This is a genomic window from Solimonas aquatica (genome assembly GCF_900111015.1).
Taxonomy (GTDB): Bacteria; Pseudomonadota; Gammaproteobacteria; order Nevskiales; family Nevskiaceae; genus Solimonas; species Solimonas aquatica.
This window is the reverse complement of record NZ_FOFS01000002.1, coordinates 278,784-301,207: the sequence shown is the minus strand read 5'-3', so window position 1 is coordinate 301,207 and position 22,424 is coordinate 278,784. Positions and strand designations below refer to the sequence as shown.

The following is a 22,424-nucleotide window of genomic DNA, read 5'->3' as shown; positions in this document are numbered from 1 at the left end:
ATGCTCGCGATGCGGATCGGCTCCCCATTGAAATACTGCAGTTCCCCAAAGGCAGAATAATTACGCGTCGGAAAACCGTCAACGACAAAGGCGCCTGGCGCTGCGCGCCACCGCACAGTGCCACCGCGCCAGATCAGCCAGCCTCAGAAAGTTGTCAGTAAAACGCCCGATGCGCGGTAAAAGCTTTCTAAAAGCCGGGTGCCTGATGCCAGCGCCAGGCCGTGCGGATGATGGTTTCCAGCTCCGGCATTTTCGGCTGCCAGCCCAGCTTGCTGCGCGCCAGTTCGCTCGATGCGATCAGGCGCGCGGGGTCACCGGCGCGACGCGGGCCCATCACCGTGGGCACCGCCCGGCCGATGGTCTGCGCCACCACCGCCAGCACCTGCTTCACCGAATAACCCTTGCCGTTGCCGAGATTGAAGGCCGAGAAGCCGGGGTTGTCCTGCAGATAAGACAGTGCCAGCAGATGCGCCTCGCACAGATCGCAGATGTGGATGTAGTCACGCACGCAGGTGCCGTCTTCGGTGTCGTAGTCGCTGCCGAACACGGTCACCGGCGGAACCTGCCCCAACGCGGCCTTCAGCAGCAGCGGAATCAGATGCGTCTCCGGATCATGGGCCTCGCCCAGCTCGCCCTCCGGATCGGCGCCGGCGGCGTTGAAGTAGCGCAGCGCCACGGCATCCAGATGACCGGCGGCGGCGGCATCGCGCAGCACCTGCTCGGCCATCAGCTTGGAATGCCCGTACGGCGAGAGCGGTGCGTGCGGATGATTCTCGTCGATGGGACTGTACTGCGGCGTGCCGAAAATCGCGGCCGTGGAAGAAAACACCAAGCGCCGCACGCCGTGGCGCTTCATCGTCGTGAGCAGCTCCAGCGTGCCGCCGACATTGTTGCGGTAATAATCCAGCGGCTCGCGCACCGACTCGCCGACCGCGATGCTGGCGGCGAACTGGATCACGGCATCGAAGCGATGCTGCGTGAACAGCGCGTCCAGCGCCGCCGCGTCGTGCAGGGAGCCTTCGACGAAACGACCCCAGCGCAGCGCCTCGCGATGGCCGGTCACCAGATTGTCGAACACGACCACCTCGTGTCCGCGCCCGGCCAGCAGCTTGCACATATGCGAGCCGATGTAGCCGGCACCACCGACGACGAGCACGCGCATGATCAAGCGCCGTACTGCTTGGCGATCCAGTCGCCGTAAGCGCTGCCGGTCACCTTTTCCGCCCAGATCAGATTGTCCAGATACCAGCGCACGGTCTTGCGGATGCCGGTTTCGAAGGTCTCGGCCGGCTTCCAGCCCAGCTCGCGTTCCAGCTTGCCGGCGTCGATGGCGTAGCGGCGATCATGACCGGGACGATCGGTCACGAACCTGATCTGCTCGCCGTAGCGCTTGCCGTCCTTGCGCGGCGAAAGCTCGTCGAGGATGGCGCAGATCTGTTCCACCACATCGAGATTCTTCTTCTCGTTCCAGCCGCCGACGTTGTAGGTCTCGCCCGTCTTGCCGGCCTGCAGCACGCGGGCGATGGCACTGGCGTGATCGGTGACGAACAACCAGTCGCGCACGTTCTGGCCATCGCCGTACACCGGCAGCGGCTTGCCTTGCAGGGCGTTGAGGATGATCAGCGGAATGAGTTTTTCCGGGAAGTGATACGGCCCGTAGTTGTTGGAGCAGTTGGTGGTGGTGACCGGAAAGCCGTAGGTGTGGAAGTAGGCACGCACCAGATGATCGCTGCCGGCCTTGCTCGCGGAGTACGGCGAGTTGGGCTCGTAGGGATTGGTCTCGCGAAACGGTGGGTCCTGAGGACCCAGCGAGCCATACACCTCATCCGTGGAGATGTGATGAAAGCGCCGCTGCGCGGCCAGCGCCGCCTTGTCCAGCTTCTGCTCGGCCATCCAGTACTGGCGCGCGGATTCCAGCAGGGTGAAGGTGCCCACGACATTGGTCCGCACGAATTCGCCGGGACCGTGAATGGAGCGATCCACATGGCTTTCCGCGGCGAAGTGCACCACGGTGTCGATGCGGTGCTCGCGCAGCAGCTTGTCGATCAGCTCACGATCGCAGATATCGCCCTTGACGAAGTGGTGCCGATCCGCGCCGGGCAGGTCTTCCAGGTTCTCCAGCTTGCCGGCATAAGTGAGCAGATCCAGGTTGACGATGCGCACCGACGCATCGGCGCCCAGCAGATAGCGCACGAAGTTGGAGCCGATGAAGCCGGCGCCGCCGGTGACGAGCATGTTTTGGGCTTGATAACTCATGAGGCCGACTTCCAGGCGCGTAGCGTTTCGCGAAGGCCGTCTCGCCATGAGGCAGCCCGCAGCTGCAACTGTAGCCCAGCCTGCGTCATGTCCAGCGCCGAATTGGCCGGGCGCCGGGCGGGCGTGGGGTAGTCGGCGGTGGTGATGGCCGTGACCTGCGGCTTTTTCTCGATCAGGCCCAGTGCCAGCGCCTCATCGAAGATCGCTTCGGCAAAGCCATGCCAGGTGGTCACCGGCGCACCGGTGTAGTGATACGTGCCCCAGTGCAGCGACTCGCCCGCCAGGATGCGGTCCGCCAGCCCCAGCAGCGTTTCGGCGATGGCGCCGGCGTGCGTGGGGGCGCCACGCTGATCGGCCACCACGCGCAGCTGCGGACGTTCACGCCCCACGCGCAGCATGGTGCGCACGAAGTTGGCGCCAAACTCGCCGAACACCCAGGCGACACGGATGATCAGATGCTGCGGCAGGGCCTTGCGGATGGCGACCTCGCCTTCCCATTTGCTCAGGCCGTAGACACCAAGGGGTGCGGCAGCTGCCGATTCCGGGTAAGGCGCCGGCGCGCTGCCGTCGAAAACATAATCCGTGGACAGATGCAGCAGGGGAATGCCGGCCTGCGCACAGGCACGCGCCAGGGCCGCGCTGCCATCGCGGTTCACGGCGAAGGCACTGGCCTGATCGCTTTCGGCCTTGTCCACGGCGGTGTAGGCGGCGGCATTGATCAGCACGCGCGCAGCGTTGGCCTCGATGGCGCCGAGAATCGCCGCTTCATCGGTGATGTCCAGCGCGGCGCGATCCAGGCCGATGAGCTTGCGCCCGCCGGCTCGCGCAGTGAGCTCACGGCCCACCTGGCCGCCGGCACCGGTGACGAGAATGCTCATGGCGCGTACACCGGCAGCTTCTCGGCAAGCTGGTCCTTGAGCCGGGGCGCCGCACGATCCTTGTCGGAGAGCAGCACCGCGTCCAGCACCTCGGCGGGCCACTCGATGCCCACGTCCGGATCATTCCAGACGATGCCGGCCTCGGAAGCCGGGTGGTAATAGTCGGTGCACTTGTAGACGAAGTCCGCGGTATCCGACAGCACCACGAAGCCGTGCGCAAAGTTCGGCGGCACGTAGAACTGGCGGTGCGAGACATCATCCAGAATCACGCCCGCCCATTGCCCGAAAGTGGGCGAGCCACGCCGCACGTCCACCGCCACATCGAAGACGCGGCCGCTGGCCACGCGCACCAGCTTGCCCTGCGGCTGCAGCAGCTGATAGTGCAGACCGCGCAGCACACCGCGCCGCGAGCGCGACTGGTTGTCCTGCACGAAAGGCGGAATGCCGCGCTCACGGCACACGGATTCGCGGAAAGTCTCCACGAAAAAACCGCGCGCATCGCCAAACACCTTCGGCTCGAAGATCAGCACGCCGGGGAGACGGGTTTCAATGACGTTCATCGAAGAATTCGGTCTGGAGAAAAATCTCTAAGGAAAAGCTTGGCCGGCGAGGCAGCGAAAACCAGGCGCACAGAGGCCGGAGGCGGTGTGCTAGCCGCGCCCGGTCCTGAGCAGGTTCTGCAGATACTGCCCATAGCCGTTCTTGGCCAGGGATCGGGCCATCCGGTCCAGATCCTCGTCGCTGATCCAGCGCTGACGCCAGGCGATTTCCTCGGGACAGGCGATCTGCAGACCCTGGCGCGCCTGCATCACCTGAATGAAGTTCGCCGCATCGAGCAGGGAATCGTGCGTGCCGGTGTCCAGCCAGGCGTAGCCCCGGCCCATCAGTTCCACGTGCAGATCGCCGCGTTCCAGATAGACCTTGTTGACGTCGGTGATTTCCAGCTCGCCGCGCGCCGAAGGCTTGATGGACTTGGCGATCGGCACGATGTCCTTGTCGTAGAAATAAAGCCCGGTGACGGCGTAATTGGAGCGGGGCTGCGCCGGCTTTTCCTCGACATCGATGGCACGGCCGGATTCGTCGAAGCTCACCACGCCGTAGCGCTCGGGATCACGCACCCAGTAACCGAACACCGTGGCGCCCTGCTCGCGCCCGTGCGCACTCTGCATGAGTTCGGCCAGGCCATGGCCGTGATAGATGTTGTCGCCCAGAATCAGGCAGGCCGGATCATTGCCGAGGAAGCCTTCGCCCAGCAGAAAGGCCTGCGCCAGACCATCGGGGCTGGGCTGCACCACGTAGCTGAAGTCCAGCCCCCACTGCGAACCATCGCCCAGCAAGTGCTGGAACGACTGCGTGTCCCTGGGCGTGGTGATGATCAGGATGTCGCGGATGCCGGCCAGCATCAGCGTGCTGAGCGGGTAATAGATCATCGGCTTGTCATAGACCGGCATCAGCTGCTTGCTGACCGAGTGTGTCAGCGGATGCAGTCGCGTACCGGAGCCGCCCGCCAGAACAATCCCCTTACGTTTCACGGATATCCTCTAGAAAAAACGCCACGCCGCACCACGGCCCCTGGTGGGGCGACGCGATCCGGGTCTATCGGCGGATAGGATAAGACATCACATCCGCCGGCACGGACCCGAAGCTCTCAAAACCCCCCGCCCTCTTGCGCGATGCCGCCCACGGCTGGGGTTCCCGTAGGCTACTATCCCGCCCAGCGCGCCCGCCCAGCGGCCGCCTTTTTAGCCACAGGTCGAGACACCATGCACACAGGGATCCGGAATCTACGTCTTACTGCCATTGCCTCCGTACTGCTGCTCGCCCCCGTCGCGAGCCAGGCCGGCGTATTGCGCGACCTCTATCAGCTGGCGCAGGACAATGACCAGACCCTGCTGTCCGCCCGGTATCAGCGCGACGCTGCCAAGGAAGCCAAGCCGCAGGCCTGGGGCGCGCTGCTGCCACAAGTCAGCGCACAGGCAGGTGCCAAGCAAAACCGCTTCAAGGTATTGCAGACCGGCGACAAGGCCTCGGTGCTGTATCAGCAGCTGCAGGAAACCTATAACTCCGAATCCTACGTATTGCAGCTGAGCCAGACGCTGTTCGACTGGACCGCCTTCAAGAAGGTGGCCGCTGCCGATGCCACCGTCGCGCAAGCCGAAGCGGCCTATCGCTCGGCCGAACAGAAACTGGTGCTGCGCCTGGTGGGCGCCTATCTGGATGTGCTCAGCGCCCAGGACGCCCTGCGCGCCGATCTCGACGCCCAGTCGGCCTTCAAGCAGCAGTATGAAACCCAGGAAGCCAAGTACAAGTCCGGCCTGGCTGCGGTCACCGACGCCCGCAACGCGCAGGCCTCTTACGACAGCAGCACCGCAACCGTGATCACCGACACGCTGGCCCTCAACAAGGCCAAGCGCGCGCTGTCCGTGATCATCGGCCGCCCCATGGACCGCGTCGCGCCCCTGCGCGAGGAAATCGCGCTGGCGCCGCCCAATCCCGCCTCGGTGGACAGCTGGGTGGCCGCCGCCCAGGACACCAACCTGGACCTGATGGCCGCCCGCTACGCCGCCGAAGCGGCCAGGCAGTCAGTCTCCGCCGCCTTTGGTGCGCACCTGCCCACCATCGCGGCCTCGGGAGTTCTGGATCGCGAATACTCCACCTCTACATTCGGCTACGACTCGCAGAACGCCTACGTCGGCGTGAACCTGACATGGCCGCTGTTCCGCGGTGGCCAGGTGTCTTCCGGCGTACGCCAGGCCGAGGCCGGCGAGAAGAAAGCGCAGGCCGACTATCAGCAGCAGCTGCAGATCACCAACCAGAGCGTGCGCGACCATTACGAAGGCGTGGTCAGCGGCATCTCCGCCGTCAAGGCTTCCGCCAACGCCGTGAACTCACAGCAGGCCAGCGTGGTGGCGACGGAGGTGGGCTTCAAGGTCGGCGCACGCACCATCATCGATGCGCTGAACACCCGTCAGGCCCTGGTCGGCGCCCAGAAGGCCCTGGCGCAGGCCCGTTACAGTTATCTCATCAACCTGCTGCAGCTCAAAGGCGACGTAGGCCAGCTCAGCGCGGCGGATATCGACGATCTGGATGCCCTGCTCGGCGGTGGCGAGTCAGGCGGCGCGCGCCGCTGATGGCAAACAACCGTCAGCGCTCGCCATAAATCCCAGCAGTCATTTAAGATTTTTGCCGCTCCTTTCGCACAGCGACACCTTCGCCCGAGATTTGAAGACGATGAAAAGATTCCTTGCTCTCGCCCTGGCACTGACGAGCGTCCAAGCTTTCGCGCAGGACGCCGCCGGCAAGGGTTGCCGCGTACTGATTGGCGAGGATTGGGTGGTGATGGGCGCAACGTCGATCAGCAGCTGCCTGAAATATGCCGAAGCGGCCGCCACCCCTGGCGAACGTCAGTTCGCACAATTCGGCGCCGTGAACCTGGCCTACAAAGATGGGCAGTCCTACCAGTCAACGGACGGCGGCAAGACCTGGCAGCCGATCCGCAGCGATGGCGGCGGCTCGATCGGCGCCCTCAATACCCTGCGCACCGGCCCTGCGCCTGCTGCCGAACCGGCCGAGCGCAAGCCCGGCGAAGATGCATCGCGCCCCGCTGCTGTCGCTGCCACGCCGTCTCCCGCACCGGTCGCCACTCCGCCGCCCGCACCAGCTGCAGCCCCCGTGATGCCTGACCTGGAAGCCCCGGTACCTTTGGGTGACGTGCCTGCGCCCGCCCCGGCCGGCAGCCAGAGCGTGCCCATGGCGCCACCGGCGGCCGCCAAACCATATCGACCGGCTCCGCCCGCCCCAGCGCCTGCGGCGGCGGCGGCGGCCCCGACACCGGCCGCAGCTCCGAGCACCGGCTTCTCCACCCCGCAGGCCGCCCCCGGCACGCCCCGCGGCTGCCAGGTTCACGTCGGCGACAAGTGGCAAGTCACACCGGTTGGCAGCCTTGCCGAATGCGGCCGCGTTCTGATCAACGTCGCGCAGAAAGCGGGCGCCAAGAGCAGCCAGGCTTACTGGTCGGGCAATTATCTTTTCTATTCCGGTGGTCAGCTGTACACGTCCACCAACGGTCAGGACTGGAGCACGCTCCACTGAGTTCGATCCAGCCAGGTCATTCCGATGTGCTGGATTGTGCAATCACACTCAGCCCGAAGCCTGGCCAAGATGCTGAAAGCAACTGCGCTCTGCACCGGAGCCAGCAGGCACTGCACGCTCCGGCGGAGACAGTCGCATGGCTGATGCGCCAATCATTTCGTATTGGCGCAAAGGACTGAAGCACCAGAACTTTGGTGACTTGCTCTCAGAACTGCTTCTAAGGGAACTCTCGGGACGGAGTCTTCTGCACCCGCAGTGGGGCCGACCTAGATCCCGACTTGATGTCCTGCATTTGATCGGAAGTGTTATTTCCGACTATCACGTAAAGGCCGGGCTTGAGCATTCCCAAGGCGGCGCGAATGCCAAGGTGGCATTTTGGTGCTGCGGAAAGAAGGACGCACTGCCTCTTGATCCGGAGTTGCTGGAGCACTGCGTGTTTTTTGGCGTTCGTGGCCCATTGACCCGTGACGCACTGGGTCTGCCTCCGGACACGCCAATGGGCGATCCGGCCTTGCTGCTTCCCGCTCTGTACAGTCCACGCCCAGCGACCGAGTTTTCTGGCGCCAGCTTGTGTGTGCCCCATTTCCTGGAGAAGAAAACCGATGAACAGCTTCTTTCCAGCACAGGGGCTCAGGCGGTCGTTCGCCCCAACATAGAGGCAAGCCTCGACGCCATCCATCAATTCATAGACAAGATAACGAGCGCCCGCTTCGTCCTATGTGGGGCCCTGCACGCTGCGATCGTATGCTGTGCTTATCGAGTCCCATACAGTTACTTCGACAGCGGCTTCATCGATGTGCCCTTTAAATGGCGAGACTTCGCGGCGTCCATCGGCATAGAAGCTGATTTTGCTCGCACCCTGCCGGAAGGAGAGCAACTCCATACAAAGCTCTTCAGCGGGATTCGCAAGCCAGATCTGGCGCAGATCTTGGCATGCGCGCCAATCACCCCGCCCGACAGGCTGAAGAAAAAAGTGCACCGCTACTTGCGCGCCGAATCTGCGTGATCCTGGCCCTATCGGAGCGCACTGGCCCGACCAGGCGCCATGTCTGTCTCGGACCGCTTACCGATGCCAGGCAGACCGACGGGATATGCCATCCGTATAGGTCTCGCCAGGGTCTGAGCTGAACCCCGCCTTGTCGACTTGTTGGTCGCACAGCACCAGCTCATTCAAAGCCTGCTTGTCGCCCAGCCCGCAGGGAAAAACTCGAGCTGATTCTCCGGATACAGATTCATCTTTCGCTTGCTCTTCGTACACGCTTCGTTCAAGGCGGCTCGCGCGGCTTCGCTACGCGGATTCAGAGCATATGCCTGCAGCAAGGCAGCGAAGGCATCCGAGCCGTTGGCGATGGTCAGCAGCCCCAGTGCCCTCGGTAATGGCCCTGTATTTCCACGGGCCTGCGCGCAACAAGCGACTCCGTGCAATATCCGCCACGCGTCAAATGACGAGTTGTGCGCCATCTCGTTTCATCGAGCTCCACCCCAGCGGATTTACGTCACATCTGACTGAACTCTTCAAGACGATTTACAGGCTTGCTTCGCTGCAAATCTGGCGACAACACGGATATCTTGCTTTGCCATGAGACCGGAACGCCGATGACGGAACATTCCGTGAGCGCGAATGCAGCAGGCGATGTGGTGGACTTGCACGCGAAGGTGGCCGTGCGCATGGCAATTCCTACTGCTTCAACAGCCGCTCCATCCCGAAGCTACGCGGCTGCAGCACCAGACCAGGATCGTAAGTCCGCTTGGCCTCTGCCAGCTCGGCAAGCCGTTGTTCAGGCACACGACGAAGAAACTCTTCTGCCCATTTTGGCCCCACACCGTGCTCGGCACTGAAGGTGCCACCATGGGCGGCCGTAACGTCAAACACGGTGCGCACCAACTCATCGCTCATGGCGGCCACCGGCCTGGCCGCGGTGCCGAGCAGGTGAAGATGCGCGCCGCCGATGCCGGCATGGCCAAAGGCGATGAACTCCAGATCTGGAGCCAGCGCAGTCAGCTCCTGCGCCAGCCGATCCAGATAAGCCCCGAAACTTGCCACTGGCGTGGCGGTATCAAAGCTCAGCCGCCCGCCGCCCAGCGCGCGCATGCGGGCGTTGCTGGCCTCCGTCACGGAATGACGGATACGCTTGAGATTCTTCAGCGGTGCGTAGCCGATGGCTTCATCAGCAAAGCCAGCAGGGCCGCTCAGGAACGCGTAAAGACGGCCAGCCAGATCATCGTCATGCACCACGGACTTGAGTTGCAGAAGCGCGTAATACGGTGCATCGATGTTTTCTGCGATGGGCAGCCGCAGGCCGTCGCCATGCAGCTGCTTCACCAGTGCCAATGACGAGCGCGACAGAAACTCGAATTCCTCGATATCCGGGCCGAAGGTTTGCCGTGCGAGCTTGAACAGCTGCATGGCGCTGTTCATATCCGCCAGCGGCAGCAAGGCTGCTTCCCGCTGAACGGGGATGGCGTGCAACCGCAAACCGACGCGCGTGATGACCCCGAGAATGCCCTGGGTGCCGATCAGACCCTGACGCAAGTCCAGACGCGTGGAGTCGATCGCCAGCACGTCGGACGCGGGCTGGGCCCATGCAGCGCCGGAAAAAACCGGCGTGGCTTCTGCGCGCCCCCAGAAGCCTGCGGCGCCATGCGCCATGTGCGCGGCCGTGCCGTAGCAGACGGCGTTGGCGCCGGCAGAGCCATTGGCCACGCAGGCACCGACGGTCGCGGCAGCGCTGGCGCCCAGCTCCAGGGGGAACATCCAGCCCAGGGGTTCAAGCAATTCATTGGCGGCGTCGATGGTCAGTGCCGCCTCGGCGTGGAGGACCGCGTGGTCCAGGCCGGGCTTGCCCTGCACCAGCCACCATTCGTAGAGATGCTGACGGGCCGCAGCCAGGGATGGACTGCTCGCCAGCTCGCAGCGGGAACCATCAGCCAGCTCCAGGGCCAGCGGACGTGAGAAGCGCTCCAGGCTGAGCACCACTTCGCCCTGCGGGCGCTGCGCCTCCACCAGGCCGGTACGCCCGGCACTGAGCACATAGGCAAAGCCCTCTGCATTCGCCAGCGCCAAGGCTCGCTGCAGCTCGGCCTCGTCGGCTGGCAGCAAGGCGGCCAGCGCGGTGCCGCGCGGCCCCCGCTCCGGAATTTCATATCGCGCCAGCTGCTCGGGTTGCGTCAGGCAGCGCGCACCGAATTCCCCACACAACAGATCGACTATCGACACTTTGTCCTCGTACCGGCACGGTGCGGGCCATGCCGGCCCCGCTGACTTCGGCGCATGATCAGGCCCTGCCGTAGCGATCCTGGAAGCGCACGATGTCGTCTTCACCCAGATAGCTGCCCACCTGCACCTCGATCAGCTCCAGTGGCAGCTTGCCGGGATTTTCCAGTGCGTGAACCGCCCCCACTGGCAGATAGACCGACTCGTTTTCGGTGAGCAGCTTGTCGACGCCGTCGACGGTGACCCGGGCCGTGCCAGACACCACGATCCAGTGCTCGGAACGATGATGGTGCATCTGCACTGACAGCTTGGCACCCGGCAGCACCGTGATCCGCTTGACCTGGTAGCGGTGCCCGGAGTCCACGGAATCGTACTTGCCCCAGGGCCGGTGCACTTCACGATGCAGCTGATGCTCGCTACGCCCCGCCTGCTTCAGCTGATTGACGATCTGCTTGACCTCCTGGGCACGCTCGCGGGCGCTGACCAGCACCGCGTCCTTGGTCTGAATCACGATCAGATCGTCCACACCCACCGCAGCCACCATCGCGTTTTCGGAGAACAGCAGATTGTTGTGGCTGTCATGGCAGAGCACATCACCGCGCAGCACGTTGCCGTTCTCGTCCTTGGGCAGCGTTTCCCAGACGGCGGCAAACGCGCCAATGTCACTCCAGCCCACGTCCATGGGCACCACCACGGCTCGCTGGGTCTTTTCCATCACCGCGTAGTCGATCGAATCCTCCGGGCAGGCGCCAAAAGCCTCGGCGTCGATGCGGATGAAATCCAGATCGTGGCTGACACCGGCAAATGCTTTCTCGCAGGCCGTGAGAATGTCCGGCCGGTGCGCAGCAAGCTCTTCCAGGAAGCGGCTGGCCTTGAACAGGAACATGCCACTGTTCCAGTCAAAGGCGCCGGATTTGATGTACTCCTCGGCCTGCGCGCGCTGCGGCTTTTCCACGAACTTGTCGACCCGGAACGCGCCCTCGCCAAGCGCCGCACCGCGCCGGATGTAGCCGTATCCGGTTTCCGGCGTGCGGGCCACCACGCCAAAGGTGACCAGATCTCCCGCTTGCGCGTAAGGGATTGCCTTATCCACCGCCGTGTGAAAGGCCTGCACGTCGAGCACCACATGATCCGCAGCCAGCACCAGAAGCAAGGGGTCCTCGCCCGCCAATCTGGCCTGCAGCGCGGCCAGGGCCACAGCCGGCGCGGTGTTGCGGGCGCGTGGCTCCAGCAGGATATTGCGGTCCAGTGCTGCCTTCTGCCGCAGTTGTTCGGCAACCAGAAAGCGATGCGCCTCGTTGCAGATGATCAGTGGCTTGGCAGTAGCCAGGCCTTTGAGCCGCTCCAGGGTGTTCTGCAGCAGGCTATTGCTGCCCGTCAGCGCCAGAAACTGCTTCGGATAAAGTTCTCGGGACAGAGGCCACAGGCGCGTGCCGGAACCTCCCGCCATGATGACAGGCAACAAAGTCATACTATTCTCGAGCTCCCGGAAGTGCGCCACCGGGGGTGTTGGTGGCGCGATACTTGCGATTTTAAGGGTTTAAATCCTGATGTCACGGGTTAAAATGCAAAATTCATGCTGGCATCTGCTCCGGCCTTGCATCCCTCCGCTCATTGTCCGCCGCCCGTAATACCATGTCCTGTTTCAAAGCATACGACCTTCGCGGGCGCGTACCCGACGAACTGAATCCCGATATCGCATTCCGCCTGGGCTGCGCGTTCGCCGATGAATTTTCCCCGGCCAAGGTCGCTCTTGGACGCGACATCCGACACAGTTCGCAGCCGCTGCTCAATGCCCTGGCGCATGGCCTGCTCAGCCGTGGCGTGGAGGTGCTGGATCTGGGCCTGTGTGGCACCGAGGAGATGTACTGGGCGGCGCAGCAGCCCGGCATCGACGGCGCCATCGAGGTGACCGCCAGCCACAATCCCATGGACTACAACGGCATGAAGCTGGTGCGCGGCGGCGCCGTGCCGGTGTCGGGAGACTCCGGACTGCGCGCGCTGGAGCAACGCGTCAACGGCATGACCGACAAGGCCCCCACAACGCCGCCGGCGATGAAGGCCCTGGACCTTCGGGACAGCTACGTCCGTCACCTGCTGGGCTATATCGATCCCGCCAAACTCAAGCCGCTGCGCATCGTCGTGAACGCCGGCAATGGTGTGGCCGGCAAGATCGTGGATGCCCTCGCCCCACATCTGCCGTTCGAATTCCTGCGCGTACACCATCAGCCGGATGGCAATTTCCCGAACGGGATCCCCAATCCGCTGCTGCCGGAGATGCGTCAGGACACCATTGATGCGGTCCGCAACAACAAGGCCGATTTCGGCGTTGCCTGGGACGGTGATTTCGACCGCTGCTTCTTCTTTGACGAACAGGGGCAGTTCATCGAAGGCTATTACGTGGTCGGCTTGCTGGCACAGGCACTACTGCTGAAGGCGCCGGGCAGCAAAATCATCCACGACCCCCGCCTGACCTGGAACACCATCGACATCGTGAAGTCCGCAGGCGGCGTGCCGATTCAATCCAAGACCGGCCACGCCTTCATCAAGGAGCGCATGCGCCTGGAAGATGCACTCTATGGCGGAGAGATGAGCGCGCATCATTACTTCCGCGACTTCGCTTACTGCGACAATGGCAACATCCCATGGCTGCTGGTTGCACAGCTGATCAGCGTTGCCGGCCAGCCCTTGTCGGCACTGGTGTCCGCGCGCATGCAGGCTTTTCCCGCCAGCGGCGAGATCAACCGCAAGGTGGCGGACGTCAAGACCACGATCGAAGCGGTGCATCAGCGCTTTGCGCGCAACGCTCAGGTCGAATGGACCGATGGACTCAGCGCAGACTTCGGCGACTGGCGCTTCAATCTGCGTGGCTCGAATACCGAACCGGTACTGCGTCTGAATGTCGAAAGCCGCGGCGACTCCGCGCTGATGGCAGCACGAACGCAGGAACTGCTCGATTTCATCGATGCAGCAAACCCGCAGTGAGTGCAGACTGAGCGGTTCACATATGCGAGCCGGGCAAAGCGCTGGCTGCAGACTCCGCCACGAGCCTGCGGATGTTTTGCGGAATTGAGCGAAGCGGGCGCCGTAACGCGGTCAACTGTTTTTTGAAACTGTACGGGCGCGCTCTTTCAGCGCCCTTCACCTGAGGAGCGGTACATGGACATGAGCTTGGACGATCAGATCAAGGCAGCCCGCGAGGCGGTCGAATCGTCTCCTGACAAAGCAGAGCCGCATGCCCGCTTGGGAAGCCTACTCATCCGTCAGGGCGAACTGGGGGCAGCCGAGTCGGAACTGCGCACCGCCATCGGCATCTCCGATCAGGTGGCCTGGTTTCACTATTCTCTTGGCCAGACGCTGCTCAAGCAAAAGCGATTTGATGAGTGCATCGCCGCTTCCAGCAAGGCAGTCGAGCTGGGCATGAATACTGCCGCTGTACACGCCCAACTCGGGCAAGCCTACCGGGAAAAGGGCAGCCTGCCTTTCGCCATCGCCTCGCTGCGTCACGCCATCACCCTCGATGCATCTGTCGCCTGGTATCACGAAGTGCTGAGCGCAGTACTCGAAAACAGTGGCCTGCAGGATGAAGCACTGGCCGCCTCCCGCAGCTCGGTAGCACTCAGCCCCTCGAAAGCTTCGCTGGGTAGGCTGGGCAAGCTGGCTCTGGCCGCCGGAAACTATGAAGAGGCGGAAGCCGCATTCCGTCAAGCGATTGCTCATGATCCCAGTACCGTCTGGTTCCATCACTGCCTCGCACAGGCCCTCGACAAGCTTGGCAAGCTCGCCGAAGCCCTCGAGATCGCGCGCCCCGCGTCCGAGATGGATCCCCAGTCGGCTGGACCACAGGCGAGACTGGCCAGCCTGCTGCTACGCCTCGACCGCCCTGAAGAGTCGCTGGCAGCGTTTGAAGCTGCGATCCGGCTGGATGGCAAAGTGGCCTGGTTCCACGCCCATTACAGCGAGGCTCTGGAACGCTGCGGCCGCATTCATGAAGCATTGGCGGCCCAAGAAAGCGCCAGCCAGCTCCTGCCCCAATCCAAGACCTATGCGGAACGGCTGGAGTCTCTCAAGCTTCAAGTACAGCTGCTTGGCTCCCCGGAAACCGAACCGGCGCCGACGCCAAGCGGTCCGATTCCCATCGCGATCCCGCCGCGTTCCAGTTACAAAGCTCCGCTGCTGCTGTCCGATACCACCTCACGCAAGCGCGTCGGCTTCTGGAAACGACTGGGCAAGTTGTTTGGCCTGAACTAGAGCGCCAAGCGGCGCTCGGAGAACAACAGCATGAGCGCCGCATACGACTTCTCCTCCGGCTCGAATTCCCGCACAAGAGCCAACAAGAACCACCCCTGGCAGCGCCGGCTTCGCCTTATGCCGGCAGCTTGCTGCTGCACCTTGCTTGCATCTCTGACATTTGCGCCGACAAGCGCCGATGCCGACACCACAGCACCACAACCCGTGGCGCTGCCGCGCGTCATTCTCAACAATGACAATACGGGTTGGGACTTCGTTTATCTGAGAGGCCGCACGCCGAACGGTCCCGTCGCAAACCGCATCCGCACCCTCCGTGAGGCCTCGTCACAGTACGAGACTTTGGGCGAGGTTAATGCGGTCGATGCGCAGAGCATGGCTGTCAACATCTCGACTTCTCAGTTCTGGGCAAAATCCAGTCTCTACACGCTGGAAGATCACTACCGCTTCCTGCGCTCTCTGGCCTACTACCGTGACCCATCGCCCGCTCCCGATGGATACCCAGGTCTGGTCGCAGGCCCGATGCGCAGCTACCTTGAAGCCGGCGGCGACCCGGTTGCCGACTTCATCAGCCGCCCGGGAAAATCAGTCGCGCAACAAAAAATTCTCTCGTTTCGTCTCAACGACCATCACTACAACTGGAACTACGATCTTTATCGCAGCAGGACCAAGAAGGATTTGATCGCAGCGGCATTGACGGGCCGAGACCCGTTTTGTACCAAGCTGGAGCAAAATGGCGCAGCCAATGTCGAAGCCAATGAACGCTGGTCGCAAAGTGCCTTTACGGCCATGCTGACAGCCTTCGACACCGGCAAGCTGGACAAGCTGCTCGACAAGCGCTGCATTGGTGAAATGTGCCTCTCCGCCGATGAAATCGCCGCGCAGTGCAGCGAGCGTAGTTGCGTCTTGCGCGCAGGGGCTGACGATGGACAATGCGACATATTGACGCTCGACTTTTCGTCACCGGCGGTTCGCAAGTTCAAGCTGATGCAGATGGCGGAGCTGGTACAAAACTATCACCCAGCGATATTTGAAATCGACTTCGACCGCTTTCCGCAGTACTTCCGCCCTGAGATTTCGAACGCCGAGCGGATCGGCATCATGAATGGCTTTCTGAAGGGTGTGCACAGCACCCTGACCAAGATCGAGCCCGAGCTTCGTATCGGCCTGCGCGTACCGTCCCGGCGTCAGCACCGGGAAAATATCGGGATAGATCTCGAGAGCATTGATCGGAACCAGTCCGCGGATTACGTAACCCTGGCGATGCCGGCGCAGGCTGACCAGCAGATTCAATATCAGCTCGATCCCAGCCGCTCGCATCTGAAGTTCTACGCCGAAATGTTCCAGACCCTTCGACGACTGCCGCCGTCGATGGCCAGCTATCAGGGCATGGCCCGCCTGAAACAGGCTGGCTACTCCCTCGCTGCACAGGACTATCCTTCCGATACGCGCGCTCTGGCCACTGCGACGCACCTGGCCTATAGCCGTCACCACGTGCAGGGCATGGCGATCTTCAACAGCCAGTACTACGCACTACGCTATGTCATGGGGGATCAATCACGGTCCATGCCACAGCCCAACGCAGGTATTTCCTGCCTTGCCAGACCGGACAATGCCGCTCATAACGATCAACATTATTTTCTTCCGAGCGTGCACTACCGGCTGGAACAAAGCTGCAACGCTGCATCACCCCAGACCTCAAACTGCGACTTGCTACCGATTCCGCGCACTGCGCTCATCGGCAGCGGCCGAACCCTGCAAATGGAAATGGCCGAACCAGCGGGCGGCTGGAACTCCGGGGGCCTCCTGCGCCTGACGTTCTTTGCATATCCCAACACCTCGGCCAACGACGCCGACTATGCCGCCATTGCGAAGGCGCTGAGCATCAAGGTGAATGGCCATGACCTTGCCACGGCTCCTGTCGGCACCGAAGTCCCGGCCGATCCCGCCGACGGCGCAACAGCGAATGCCTATTATCGTTCGATGTGGTGGACAGCACCGGTATTCAACAAGCTATTCAAGGTTGATGCATCTGAGTTGGCGAATGGCATCAACAAGATCACACTCAGCTTATCCCAGGAGTCTGGTCTGCAGACGCCAAACTTTCGCATCGTCAATCTTGAAATCTTCATTGGCGCCAACAACAAAGAGCGAAACTGCAATGCAGTGCAGCCGTAGGCAAAACGATTTGCATACATGGAAAATCTACGAGCTTTCTTAGGCAAAATGAAAAAGGGCGCGATGCCCCTTTGCATCATTCCGTAAGGTTCAAATCGCGACAGCATGCAGGACCTTTCTCGCTTCTCAGCTAGAAGCAGGTCCAAATATAGTGCCGGACAAGATCCGCACCCTACTTTAGCGTGCTGGCGCGCAGCCAACTCGTGACACCTCTTCCCGAACGAAGGAGAAATAACTCCCAAAATTCGACTCCAAGCACGAGCATCTTTTTTGACAATGTGATTTGACTCTCACTTTTCCATGTAGGTGATCTCTATATCTAGGCGATGCTTATGGAATGATCTTCCGCGCCTTTTCGAGAGCCGCCATGTCCAGAGTGAATAATAGATTCGACCAAGGGTTCAGAAAGGGAAATCCATTTTCCTACGACTTCATGGATCAATTTTTACTGTTCTTGGCGGCCAAGGGATTTGAACCAAGACTGATCTTTGATATCGGAGCAGCGAAGGGACACTGGGCGCGAATGGCGCGCGCAGCATTTCCTCATGCAAAAATTCATATGTTCGAGCCAATCGGCGCGTGGAAAGAAGAACTGGACCGAACCTGCGAGGAAATTGGTCAAGCAAACTGGTCGCAAGTGGCAGTCGGTTCCTCGCCAGGCTTTGTGGAAATTGAGCAGCACAGCATTACGACGCAATCATTGATCCCGCAGGGACAATTCCGTAGCTCCCATGGCGTAGCCAAAACTGATCGAGTGGAGGTGCAGACGGTAGATCAGGTTGCGCAAGGCAGTTATGGAGGCTGTCTCGACTTCTTGAAAGTTGACGTCCAAGGTTATGAATTGCCTGTCCTAGAGGGGGCCAAGGAAGCCTTGAATGATTGCGAGGTTGTGCTATTGGAATGCTCACTATATAAATTTTTCGGAGAACAGACCCCCCTGTTTCTCGATATTTATCAATTTATGAGCGCTTGTGGTTTCGTTCTATTTGACCTTCCCACGTTAATGCGCAGGAGTGGAGATCATGCCCTTGGCCAACTGGACGCGGTTTTCGTTCGCCATGACAGTGCGCTGCGAAAAACCACGTCCTATGTTAAGCCCTTTGGATGGCAGAGCATCAGGCCTCCGGATCGTCGCCACGGGACGCTAATTTTTGGCAATGGATTCATGTCGCCTCAGTATGATGAGAGACGTGAATGGCGCTGGGCGTCCACGCCATCTTGCGCACATATCGTCAATGAAACTGATAGCACCTTACGCTTGAACTTTCGTTGTATGGTTACAGTTGCCGGCGATCATCGGGTTGGCGATCTTTCTGTATCCACCAACGCCCATCGCCAGATCCTGTTGAGGGAGTGCGGCAGTCGTGCCATACCACTTAGCTTCATAGTGTCGGTGCCCCCGCATGAAAATATCCGACTTGACTTCGAAGGTCCTGAAAATATCCAAGCCTATGGCAGAGATTTGTCTTTCCGCTTGATTAACTACGAAATTACCGCGGCGGAACAAAATTCCAGGATGTCGGCCTGATATATCCGCCCTAATGGCGACAACAAGCCAAACTCAGTCCCAGTATTGACTCCAGTTCGCTCATGCACTAAGGCTGTGAACTAAACTTGGAATAATAAGAAAGTCGCTTGGGGAGGCGACAGAAAATGACTCCAATAAAGCAGGACAAGCTCTTTAGCCCGGATGGGCTCGTTAACGGGAACGCTATGGCAGCGTGCCTGGCGTCGCTGCTGGATCTTCCGCTGTGGATGGTCCCACCGTTTGAAGATATGCATGGTCGCGGTGCCGCCACCGTCGATGATCGAATCAAGGAATGGCTGCAGCGCATGTTTGGGCTTACCCTGGAATTGCAGGGCAGGCACGAGCCCGAGGACCTTCCGGCGTTTTACATCGCCAGTGGGCCGTCATCGAGGGGCGCCATGCACTCCGTGATATATAGCAATGGCGTGCTCGCCCATGATCCGCACCCTGCTGGTGACGGTATCGTAGAGGTCTCATATTGCCGGTTTCTGAAGCCGGTTCACGGGCAGCCTTAGTGGCGCGGCCCCAACCTCCACGCTGGCTCAACCAATGACGCCGCGCATACACAGGTTGCCAGCGTTGGGATAGCGCCAGTCGCTAGACCGGGCTGAGCCAGAAAGGCCGCTGCGCGTCGCGGTCTCTTACTGCCTCCGCGATCCGGCGCCAAGCATCTTGGCAATCAGCCCCAGATGGGCGTTCGAGCCGCTGCCTAGCGGGTGCGGATCAACTCACGCGTTGAGCGCTCTAGAAGGACCCCAGAACCGACGCAAAGTTGGCACATACGCCGCTGCGTTTACGAAACGGCTTGGTCGCTCCTGGCAGGAGATTTCATGGCGCGATGCAAGCTCGTTGATCCACATCTATCGAAGATGCTGCCAGTGCGCATCGCTGATCAGATTCTTCCCAGCACAACGACGAAACCTCGGTAGAGGCGTCTTTCTACGGGCTCGTTGGGCGTGGAGTAGAAAATCTGACCGAACCCTGATTAGGACGAAGGTGCTTGCGGCCGGGGAAACAGATTCCAAGCCGGTTCGCGGCCACCCATCAAAGCTTTTGTCAGCTGACGAATGCTGCTCTCCGGCCAGGTTGGCGCGCGGTTCAGCAGATAAGGCATCAGCAGAAATGGCGGCGCCTCGGCATCGGGTGTCACCTGACTGAGATAGCGCTCCGCCATTTCCGAGACTACATAGTCGGGCCGCACCATGTGGATCATCTCGGGATGAAAGAACCGGGTGCGGCAGAACACGACTTCCTTAAACAGATACCCCAGGTAGGGCATGCTCGTCCAAAGAAAGGAACTGCCAAATATCAGCAGCCGCCCTTGCGCGGTGGGATGCTCGCTGAGCCCGAGAATCAGGCGGCCATCGTTGACGGGCTTGGAGTTGTCCTGCGCAAGGCCGTTTTCATACTCGCTGTAAAGTGGTGAAGCGCGCAGCCGCAGCGCGTCTTCGCTCGGCTGTGTCGCCAGCTTGTTTCCCAGGTCGCCGACAAACCGGCGCGGCGCCAGGGCAGCAAGCATCGCCTGTCGCGCTTCTGGAATTTTCTGCAGGCCGAAGGTGCTCGCCAGAAAGCAGGCGATCTCGATCTGCCCGTGCGGAGCCCAGTGGGTATCGTTGCGAAAATAGGTACGGCCTTCACTCACCGCTTGCAGAAGCTTGTCGGGATAAACGAAGTCACCGCATTCACGATAATGGTCGACCGGCGACAGAGCGTTCTTGACCGGAAAGTCGTCGCAGTAAACTTTGTATTTCTCGGGGGCAACCAGATGCAGGTAAGGCAGCCCGAGGCTTTCACAGATGGCCTTACGACTGGCGAGATTTTCCTTGAAGGCGGCGACGGAAGACGGCTTCGGACGCAGTTCGCCGAGAGCGTACTGCAACATGCCATGCGCACCGCCGGCCAGATAGAGTTCGTCGCGGCTGCCGATTAGTACGCCGTTTTCAACACGAAGGTCTGACATGCACGCCCTCGACGCAAGGTCTTGGAAAAATGATAGGAAATTCCGGAGAGCATAAGCGTAGTCCCTTATCGAACGCTTAGAGGATGCCGTCCGCTCCGAGCCGCGCAGATCATCGCCAAAATCGGCTTGGCCGGTTCTGCAGATGCCAGACGGATCATGCCTTTGTTCGACGCGCGCTACGCTTCTTCTTCGGCGGTGGAGCCGGTTCTGCGTCCACCGCCTGGGCATCGCCCGCCAGCCGGGCTCTTTCCGCCGCCTCGCGCGCCAAGGGCGTCTTGCGGTCCTCCCGCAACGCGGCTTCGAGAGTTCGCCACGATGCGCCATCCAGCGGATCCAGCGCCAGCGCCTTGAACGCTGACGCCTGAGCCAGGCCGTAGCCCTTGCTCTTGAGCGCCACTTCGGCGAGCTTGCGCCAGATTTCAACGCTTTCACGATACAGCGTGGCGGCGTCATTGAGCAGTTCGACAGCCTTCTTGAGCTGTCGCCGCTTCACCAACTCGCCTGCCAACATCAGCACCGCTTCGATGGAGATGTCCACCCCGTCCAAGGTTCGCTTGAACTCCCTGCCCAGGCTGCGAGGCTGCCGGGAAGTAAAGTCCAGCTCCTCAATCAGGGCGCGGAAACCGTCCTCATCATCAGCCGAGACAATGATCCGGCTCGGCACTTCACGGTCGATCAAGGTCCGCGCCGCGGAACGGGAGTTGGCCACCACGACCTCGGCCAGCTCCAGGCAAGGCTCGTCGATGGGGCGGATTTTGCCCACGTCCTGCACCAGAAAAATCACCGGCGGATGAAACTCGCCCAATTCCGCCAGGGCCCAGAGCGCCGCGACTTCCGTTACCAGAATCGCGCCGTAGTGCCGGCGCGCCACCATCGAAGCCACCATGCGCCCAAACGAGGGGGCGCAGGCGGCAAACGGATGCCGGCTCGCGGGCAGCGCTTCGGCATCCGCAGCTGCCGCGCCGATGGCGCGCAGCCTGTCGCGAACAGCCGCTTCCGGAGGATTGGGGATGTTGTCCAGCAAAGGCCAGCTCAGCGCCACGCGCACATCCGCGGCTTTCATGTCGAGCACTTGTGCGGTCGGCGTTGGCGTCTGCACCGCAAAGTCACAGCTGATGCCTCTCAGTCGCAGCTGCCTGAGCAAGGGCGTCGCGGGAAAGCCGGCCTTGCCGATGTCGCGAACCGACAGCAGCAGCACGCGGGACTCGTTCTCGGGGCAATCCTCGCGTCCACGGCCAATGCGCGCAGTCGCGGCATGATCCAGCAAACGCGACATGCGCTCGGCTGGATTGATGGACGGTCTGCTTCGGGTGTCTGACGTCATAGTGCGACCGACTGATGGGAAATGCGCGACATGCCAATGGCGACGGAGATTGTCTTAGTCGCTCGCCGACTCGAAGCCGCACAGCAATGCCGTCAACACTGCATTCAGGACGTCGGGCAGTTCGGCAGGATCATCCAGGCCGACGATGAAGGGCCGGAACACCGCCCCTCTGTTGAGCGCCTCCTGGCCGCTTTGCAGGATATACAGGAACTGGTAACGCCCCATCTCGCCACCGCGGATGCTGTCCTCGAAATAACTACGCCCCTCGGGATCCACTTCACGCCCGAGAATGGCCAGATATCCGAAGCTGATCAGATGCTCCACCGGCATCTCGTCAATCGTGCTGCTGGCGATCACGAATGGCAGCGGCGCTTCACGAGTCAGCAGCGTGACGCCCGGCGCCGTCAGCGGCAGTTCAAGCGCGCTGTCGGCGGAAAGGAAGGACTCATAGGGCTGCATCAACTCATACAGGCGCCGGCGCAACAGCTCGGGATCGCGGGCGGCCGCCTCGAAGATCAGGGCCTTGAAGGTGGGCCGATCCCCCAGCGTCAGGGCCTTGTGGCTGCGAAACCTCAGCAGCGCGGACAGGGTCTGCTCCCACTGCCTGCCCAGATCGATGCCCTTGCTCTCGGCCTGCTCCGTCGCCGCGCGCTGCAGCATCAGCCGCGTGCGGGCAACAAGCTCTTCCCATTCAGCCTCTTTCTTGGCCATAACTCTTCAGATTCACTCTTGATGGACAACGGCCG

17 protein-coding genes are annotated in these 22,424 nt (G+C 61.5%); 7 read left to right on the top strand and 10 right to left on the bottom strand.

Annotated features, from left to right (window positions below; translation table 11 throughout):
- Window positions 1-187: 187 nt before the first annotated feature.
- From galE to rfbA, 5 genes are all read right to left on the bottom strand, one after another.
- The gene (galE, locus tag BMY12_RS03950) at window positions 188-1,162 is read right to left on the bottom strand and encodes a UDP-glucose 4-epimerase GalE (RefSeq protein WP_093282327.1); all 975 of its coding nucleotides are present in this window, start codon (window positions 1,160-1,162) and stop codon (window positions 188-190) included.
- A 2-nt stretch (window positions 1,163-1,164) separates the two neighbouring features.
- On the bottom strand, window positions 1,165-2,256 hold the full coding sequence (rfbB, locus tag BMY12_RS03945) for a dTDP-glucose 4,6-dehydratase (RefSeq protein WP_218140074.1): 1,092 nt from the start codon (window positions 2,254-2,256) through the stop codon (window positions 1,165-1,167).
- Complete coding sequence (gene rfbD / locus BMY12_RS03940; protein ID WP_093282325.1) at window positions 2,253-3,134, bottom strand: dTDP-4-dehydrorhamnose reductase; 882 nt, start codon at window positions 3,132-3,134, stop codon at window positions 2,253-2,255. The genes rfbB and rfbD overlap by 4 nt, the downstream gene beginning before the upstream one ends.
- On the bottom strand, window positions 3,131-3,694 hold the full coding sequence (gene rfbC, locus BMY12_RS03935) for a dTDP-4-dehydrorhamnose 3,5-epimerase (protein ID WP_093282322.1): 564 nt from the start codon (window positions 3,692-3,694) through the stop codon (window positions 3,131-3,133). Before rfbC ends, rfbD begins: the two co-directional genes overlap by 4 nt.
- A 90-nt stretch (window positions 3,695-3,784) precedes the next feature.
- Window positions 3,785-4,666: a glucose-1-phosphate thymidylyltransferase RfbA gene (rfbA, locus tag BMY12_RS03930; protein ID WP_093282320.1), complete on the bottom strand. Its 882-nt coding sequence runs from the start codon at window positions 4,664-4,666 to the stop codon at window positions 3,785-3,787.
- 231 nt (window positions 4,667-4,897) lie between these two features.
- Here rfbA and BMY12_RS03925 point away from each other — a divergent pair, with 231 nt between their 5' ends.
- The 3 genes from BMY12_RS03925 (at window position 4,898) to BMY12_RS19895 (ending at window position 8,232) form a co-directional block, all read left to right on the top strand.
- The gene (locus BMY12_RS03925) at window positions 4,898-6,265 is read left to right on the top strand and encodes a TolC family outer membrane protein (RefSeq protein WP_177188826.1); all 1,368 of its coding nucleotides are present in this window, start codon (window positions 4,898-4,900) and stop codon (window positions 6,263-6,265) included.
- Window positions 6,222-7,226, top strand: coding sequence for a hypothetical protein (locus tag BMY12_RS03920; protein ID WP_143068833.1), 1,005 nt, complete (start codon window positions 6,222-6,224; stop codon window positions 7,224-7,226). Before BMY12_RS03925 ends, BMY12_RS03920 begins: the two co-directional genes overlap by 44 nt.
- A 136-nt stretch (window positions 7,227-7,362) precedes the next feature.
- Window positions 7,363-8,232 carry a polysaccharide pyruvyl transferase family protein gene (locus BMY12_RS19895; RefSeq protein WP_143068832.1) on the top strand — a complete coding sequence of 290 codons (870 nt, stop codon included), beginning with the start codon at window positions 7,363-7,365 and terminating at the stop codon, window positions 8,230-8,232.
- A gap of 672 nt (window positions 8,233-8,904) precedes the next feature.
- Here BMY12_RS19895 and BMY12_RS03910 read toward each other — a convergent pair.
- The gene (locus BMY12_RS03910; RefSeq protein WP_093282308.1) at window positions 8,905-10,548 is read right to left on the bottom strand and encodes an FAD-binding oxidoreductase; all 1,644 of its coding nucleotides are present in this window, start codon (window positions 10,546-10,548) and stop codon (window positions 8,905-8,907) included.
- The gene (locus BMY12_RS03905; protein WP_093282305.1) at window positions 10,502-11,911 is read right to left on the bottom strand and encodes a mannose-1-phosphate guanylyltransferase/mannose-6-phosphate isomerase; all 1,410 of its coding nucleotides are present in this window, start codon (window positions 11,909-11,911) and stop codon (window positions 10,502-10,504) included. The genes BMY12_RS03910 and BMY12_RS03905 overlap by 47 nt, the downstream gene beginning before the upstream one ends.
- Before the next feature lie 164 nt (window positions 11,912-12,075).
- On the opposite strand from BMY12_RS03905, the gene BMY12_RS03900 reads away from it, so the two are divergent.
- From BMY12_RS03900 to BMY12_RS03880, 4 genes are all read left to right on the top strand, one after another.
- Window positions 12,076-13,425: a phosphohexomutase domain-containing protein gene (locus BMY12_RS03900; protein ID WP_093282302.1), complete on the top strand. Its 1,350-nt coding sequence runs from the start codon at window positions 12,076-12,078 to the stop codon at window positions 13,423-13,425.
- A gap of 174 nt (window positions 13,426-13,599) precedes the next feature.
- Entirely contained in the window at window positions 13,600-14,691 is a 1,092-nt protein-coding gene (locus BMY12_RS03895; protein WP_093282300.1) for a tetratricopeptide repeat protein, read from the top strand.
- Between the two features lie 30 nt (window positions 14,692-14,721).
- Window positions 14,722-16,866 carry a hypothetical protein gene (locus BMY12_RS03885; protein WP_143068831.1) on the top strand — a complete coding sequence of 715 codons (2,145 nt, stop codon included), beginning with the start codon at window positions 14,722-14,724 and terminating at the stop codon, window positions 16,864-16,866.
- A 367-nt stretch (window positions 16,867-17,233) separates the two neighbouring features.
- Window positions 17,234-18,394: an FkbM family methyltransferase gene (locus BMY12_RS03880; RefSeq protein ID WP_177188825.1), complete on the top strand. Its 1,161-nt coding sequence runs from the start codon at window positions 17,234-17,236 to the stop codon at window positions 18,392-18,394.
- A 985-nt stretch (window positions 18,395-19,379) separates the two neighbouring features.
- On the opposite strand, the gene BMY12_RS03870 is transcribed toward BMY12_RS03880, so the two are convergent.
- The 3 genes from BMY12_RS03870 to BMY12_RS03860 all read right to left on the bottom strand — a co-directional run bounded on the left by BMY12_RS03870 (window position 19,380) and on the right by BMY12_RS03860 (window position 22,389).
- A complete protein-coding gene (locus tag BMY12_RS03870; RefSeq protein ID WP_093282287.1) occupies window positions 19,380-20,354 on the bottom strand; it encodes an alginate O-acetyltransferase AlgX-related protein in 975 nt (324 codons plus the stop codon).
- Window positions 20,355-20,508: 154 nt separating this feature from the next.
- Window positions 20,509-21,630: a tetratricopeptide repeat protein gene (locus tag BMY12_RS03865; protein WP_093282284.1), complete on the bottom strand. Its 1,122-nt coding sequence runs from the start codon at window positions 21,628-21,630 to the stop codon at window positions 20,509-20,511.
- 102 nt (window positions 21,631-21,732) lie between these two features.
- Entirely contained in the window at window positions 21,733-22,389 is a 657-nt protein-coding gene (locus BMY12_RS03860) for a DUF4214 domain-containing protein (RefSeq protein ID WP_093282281.1), read from the bottom strand.
- Window positions 22,390-22,424 lie beyond the last annotated feature (35 nt).

Coding starts and splice junctions, on each gene's coding strand:
- rfbB (WP_218140074.1), bottom strand. CDS start 2,256: ATGAGTTATCAAGCCCAAAACATGCTCGTCACCGGCGGCGCCGGCTTC.
- BMY12_RS03865 (WP_093282284.1), bottom strand. CDS start 21,630: ATGTCGCGTTTGCTGGATCATGCCGCGACTGCGCGCATTGGCCGTGGA.
- BMY12_RS03905 (WP_093282305.1), bottom strand. CDS start 11,911: ATGACTTTGTTGCCTGTCATCATGGCGGGAGGTTCCGGCACGCGCCTG.
- BMY12_RS03880 (WP_177188825.1), top strand. CDS start 17,234: ATGTCCAGAGTGAATAATAGATTCGACCAAGGGTTCAGAAAGGGAAAT.
- rfbD (WP_093282325.1), bottom strand. CDS start 3,134: ATGAGCATTCTCGTCACCGGTGCCGGCGGCCAGGTGGGCCGTGAGCTC.
- BMY12_RS03870 (WP_093282287.1), bottom strand. CDS start 20,354: ATGTCAGACCTTCGTGTTGAAAACGGCGTACTAATCGGCAGCCGCGAC.
- galE (WP_093282327.1), bottom strand. CDS start 1,162: ATGCGCGTGCTCGTCGTCGGTGGTGCCGGCTACATCGGCTCGCATATG.
- BMY12_RS03885 (WP_143068831.1), top strand. CDS start 14,722: ATGAGCGCCGCATACGACTTCTCCTCCGGCTCGAATTCCCGCACAAGA.
- BMY12_RS03925 (WP_177188826.1), top strand. CDS start 4,898: ATGCACACAGGGATCCGGAATCTACGTCTTACTGCCATTGCCTCCGTA.
- BMY12_RS03895 (WP_093282300.1), top strand. CDS start 13,600: ATGGACATGAGCTTGGACGATCAGATCAAGGCAGCCCGCGAGGCGGTC.
- rfbC (WP_093282322.1), bottom strand. CDS start 3,694: ATGAACGTCATTGAAACCCGTCTCCCCGGCGTGCTGATCTTCGAGCCG.
- BMY12_RS19895 (WP_143068832.1), top strand. CDS start 7,363: ATGGCTGATGCGCCAATCATTTCGTATTGGCGCAAAGGACTGAAGCAC.
- BMY12_RS03920 (WP_143068833.1), top strand. CDS start 6,222: ATGCCCTGCTCGGCGGTGGCGAGTCAGGCGGCGCGCGCCGCTGATGGC.
- BMY12_RS03900 (WP_093282302.1), top strand. CDS start 12,076: ATGTCCTGTTTCAAAGCATACGACCTTCGCGGGCGCGTACCCGACGAA.
- BMY12_RS03860 (WP_093282281.1), bottom strand. CDS start 22,389: ATGGCCAAGAAAGAGGCTGAATGGGAAGAGCTTGTTGCCCGCACGCGG.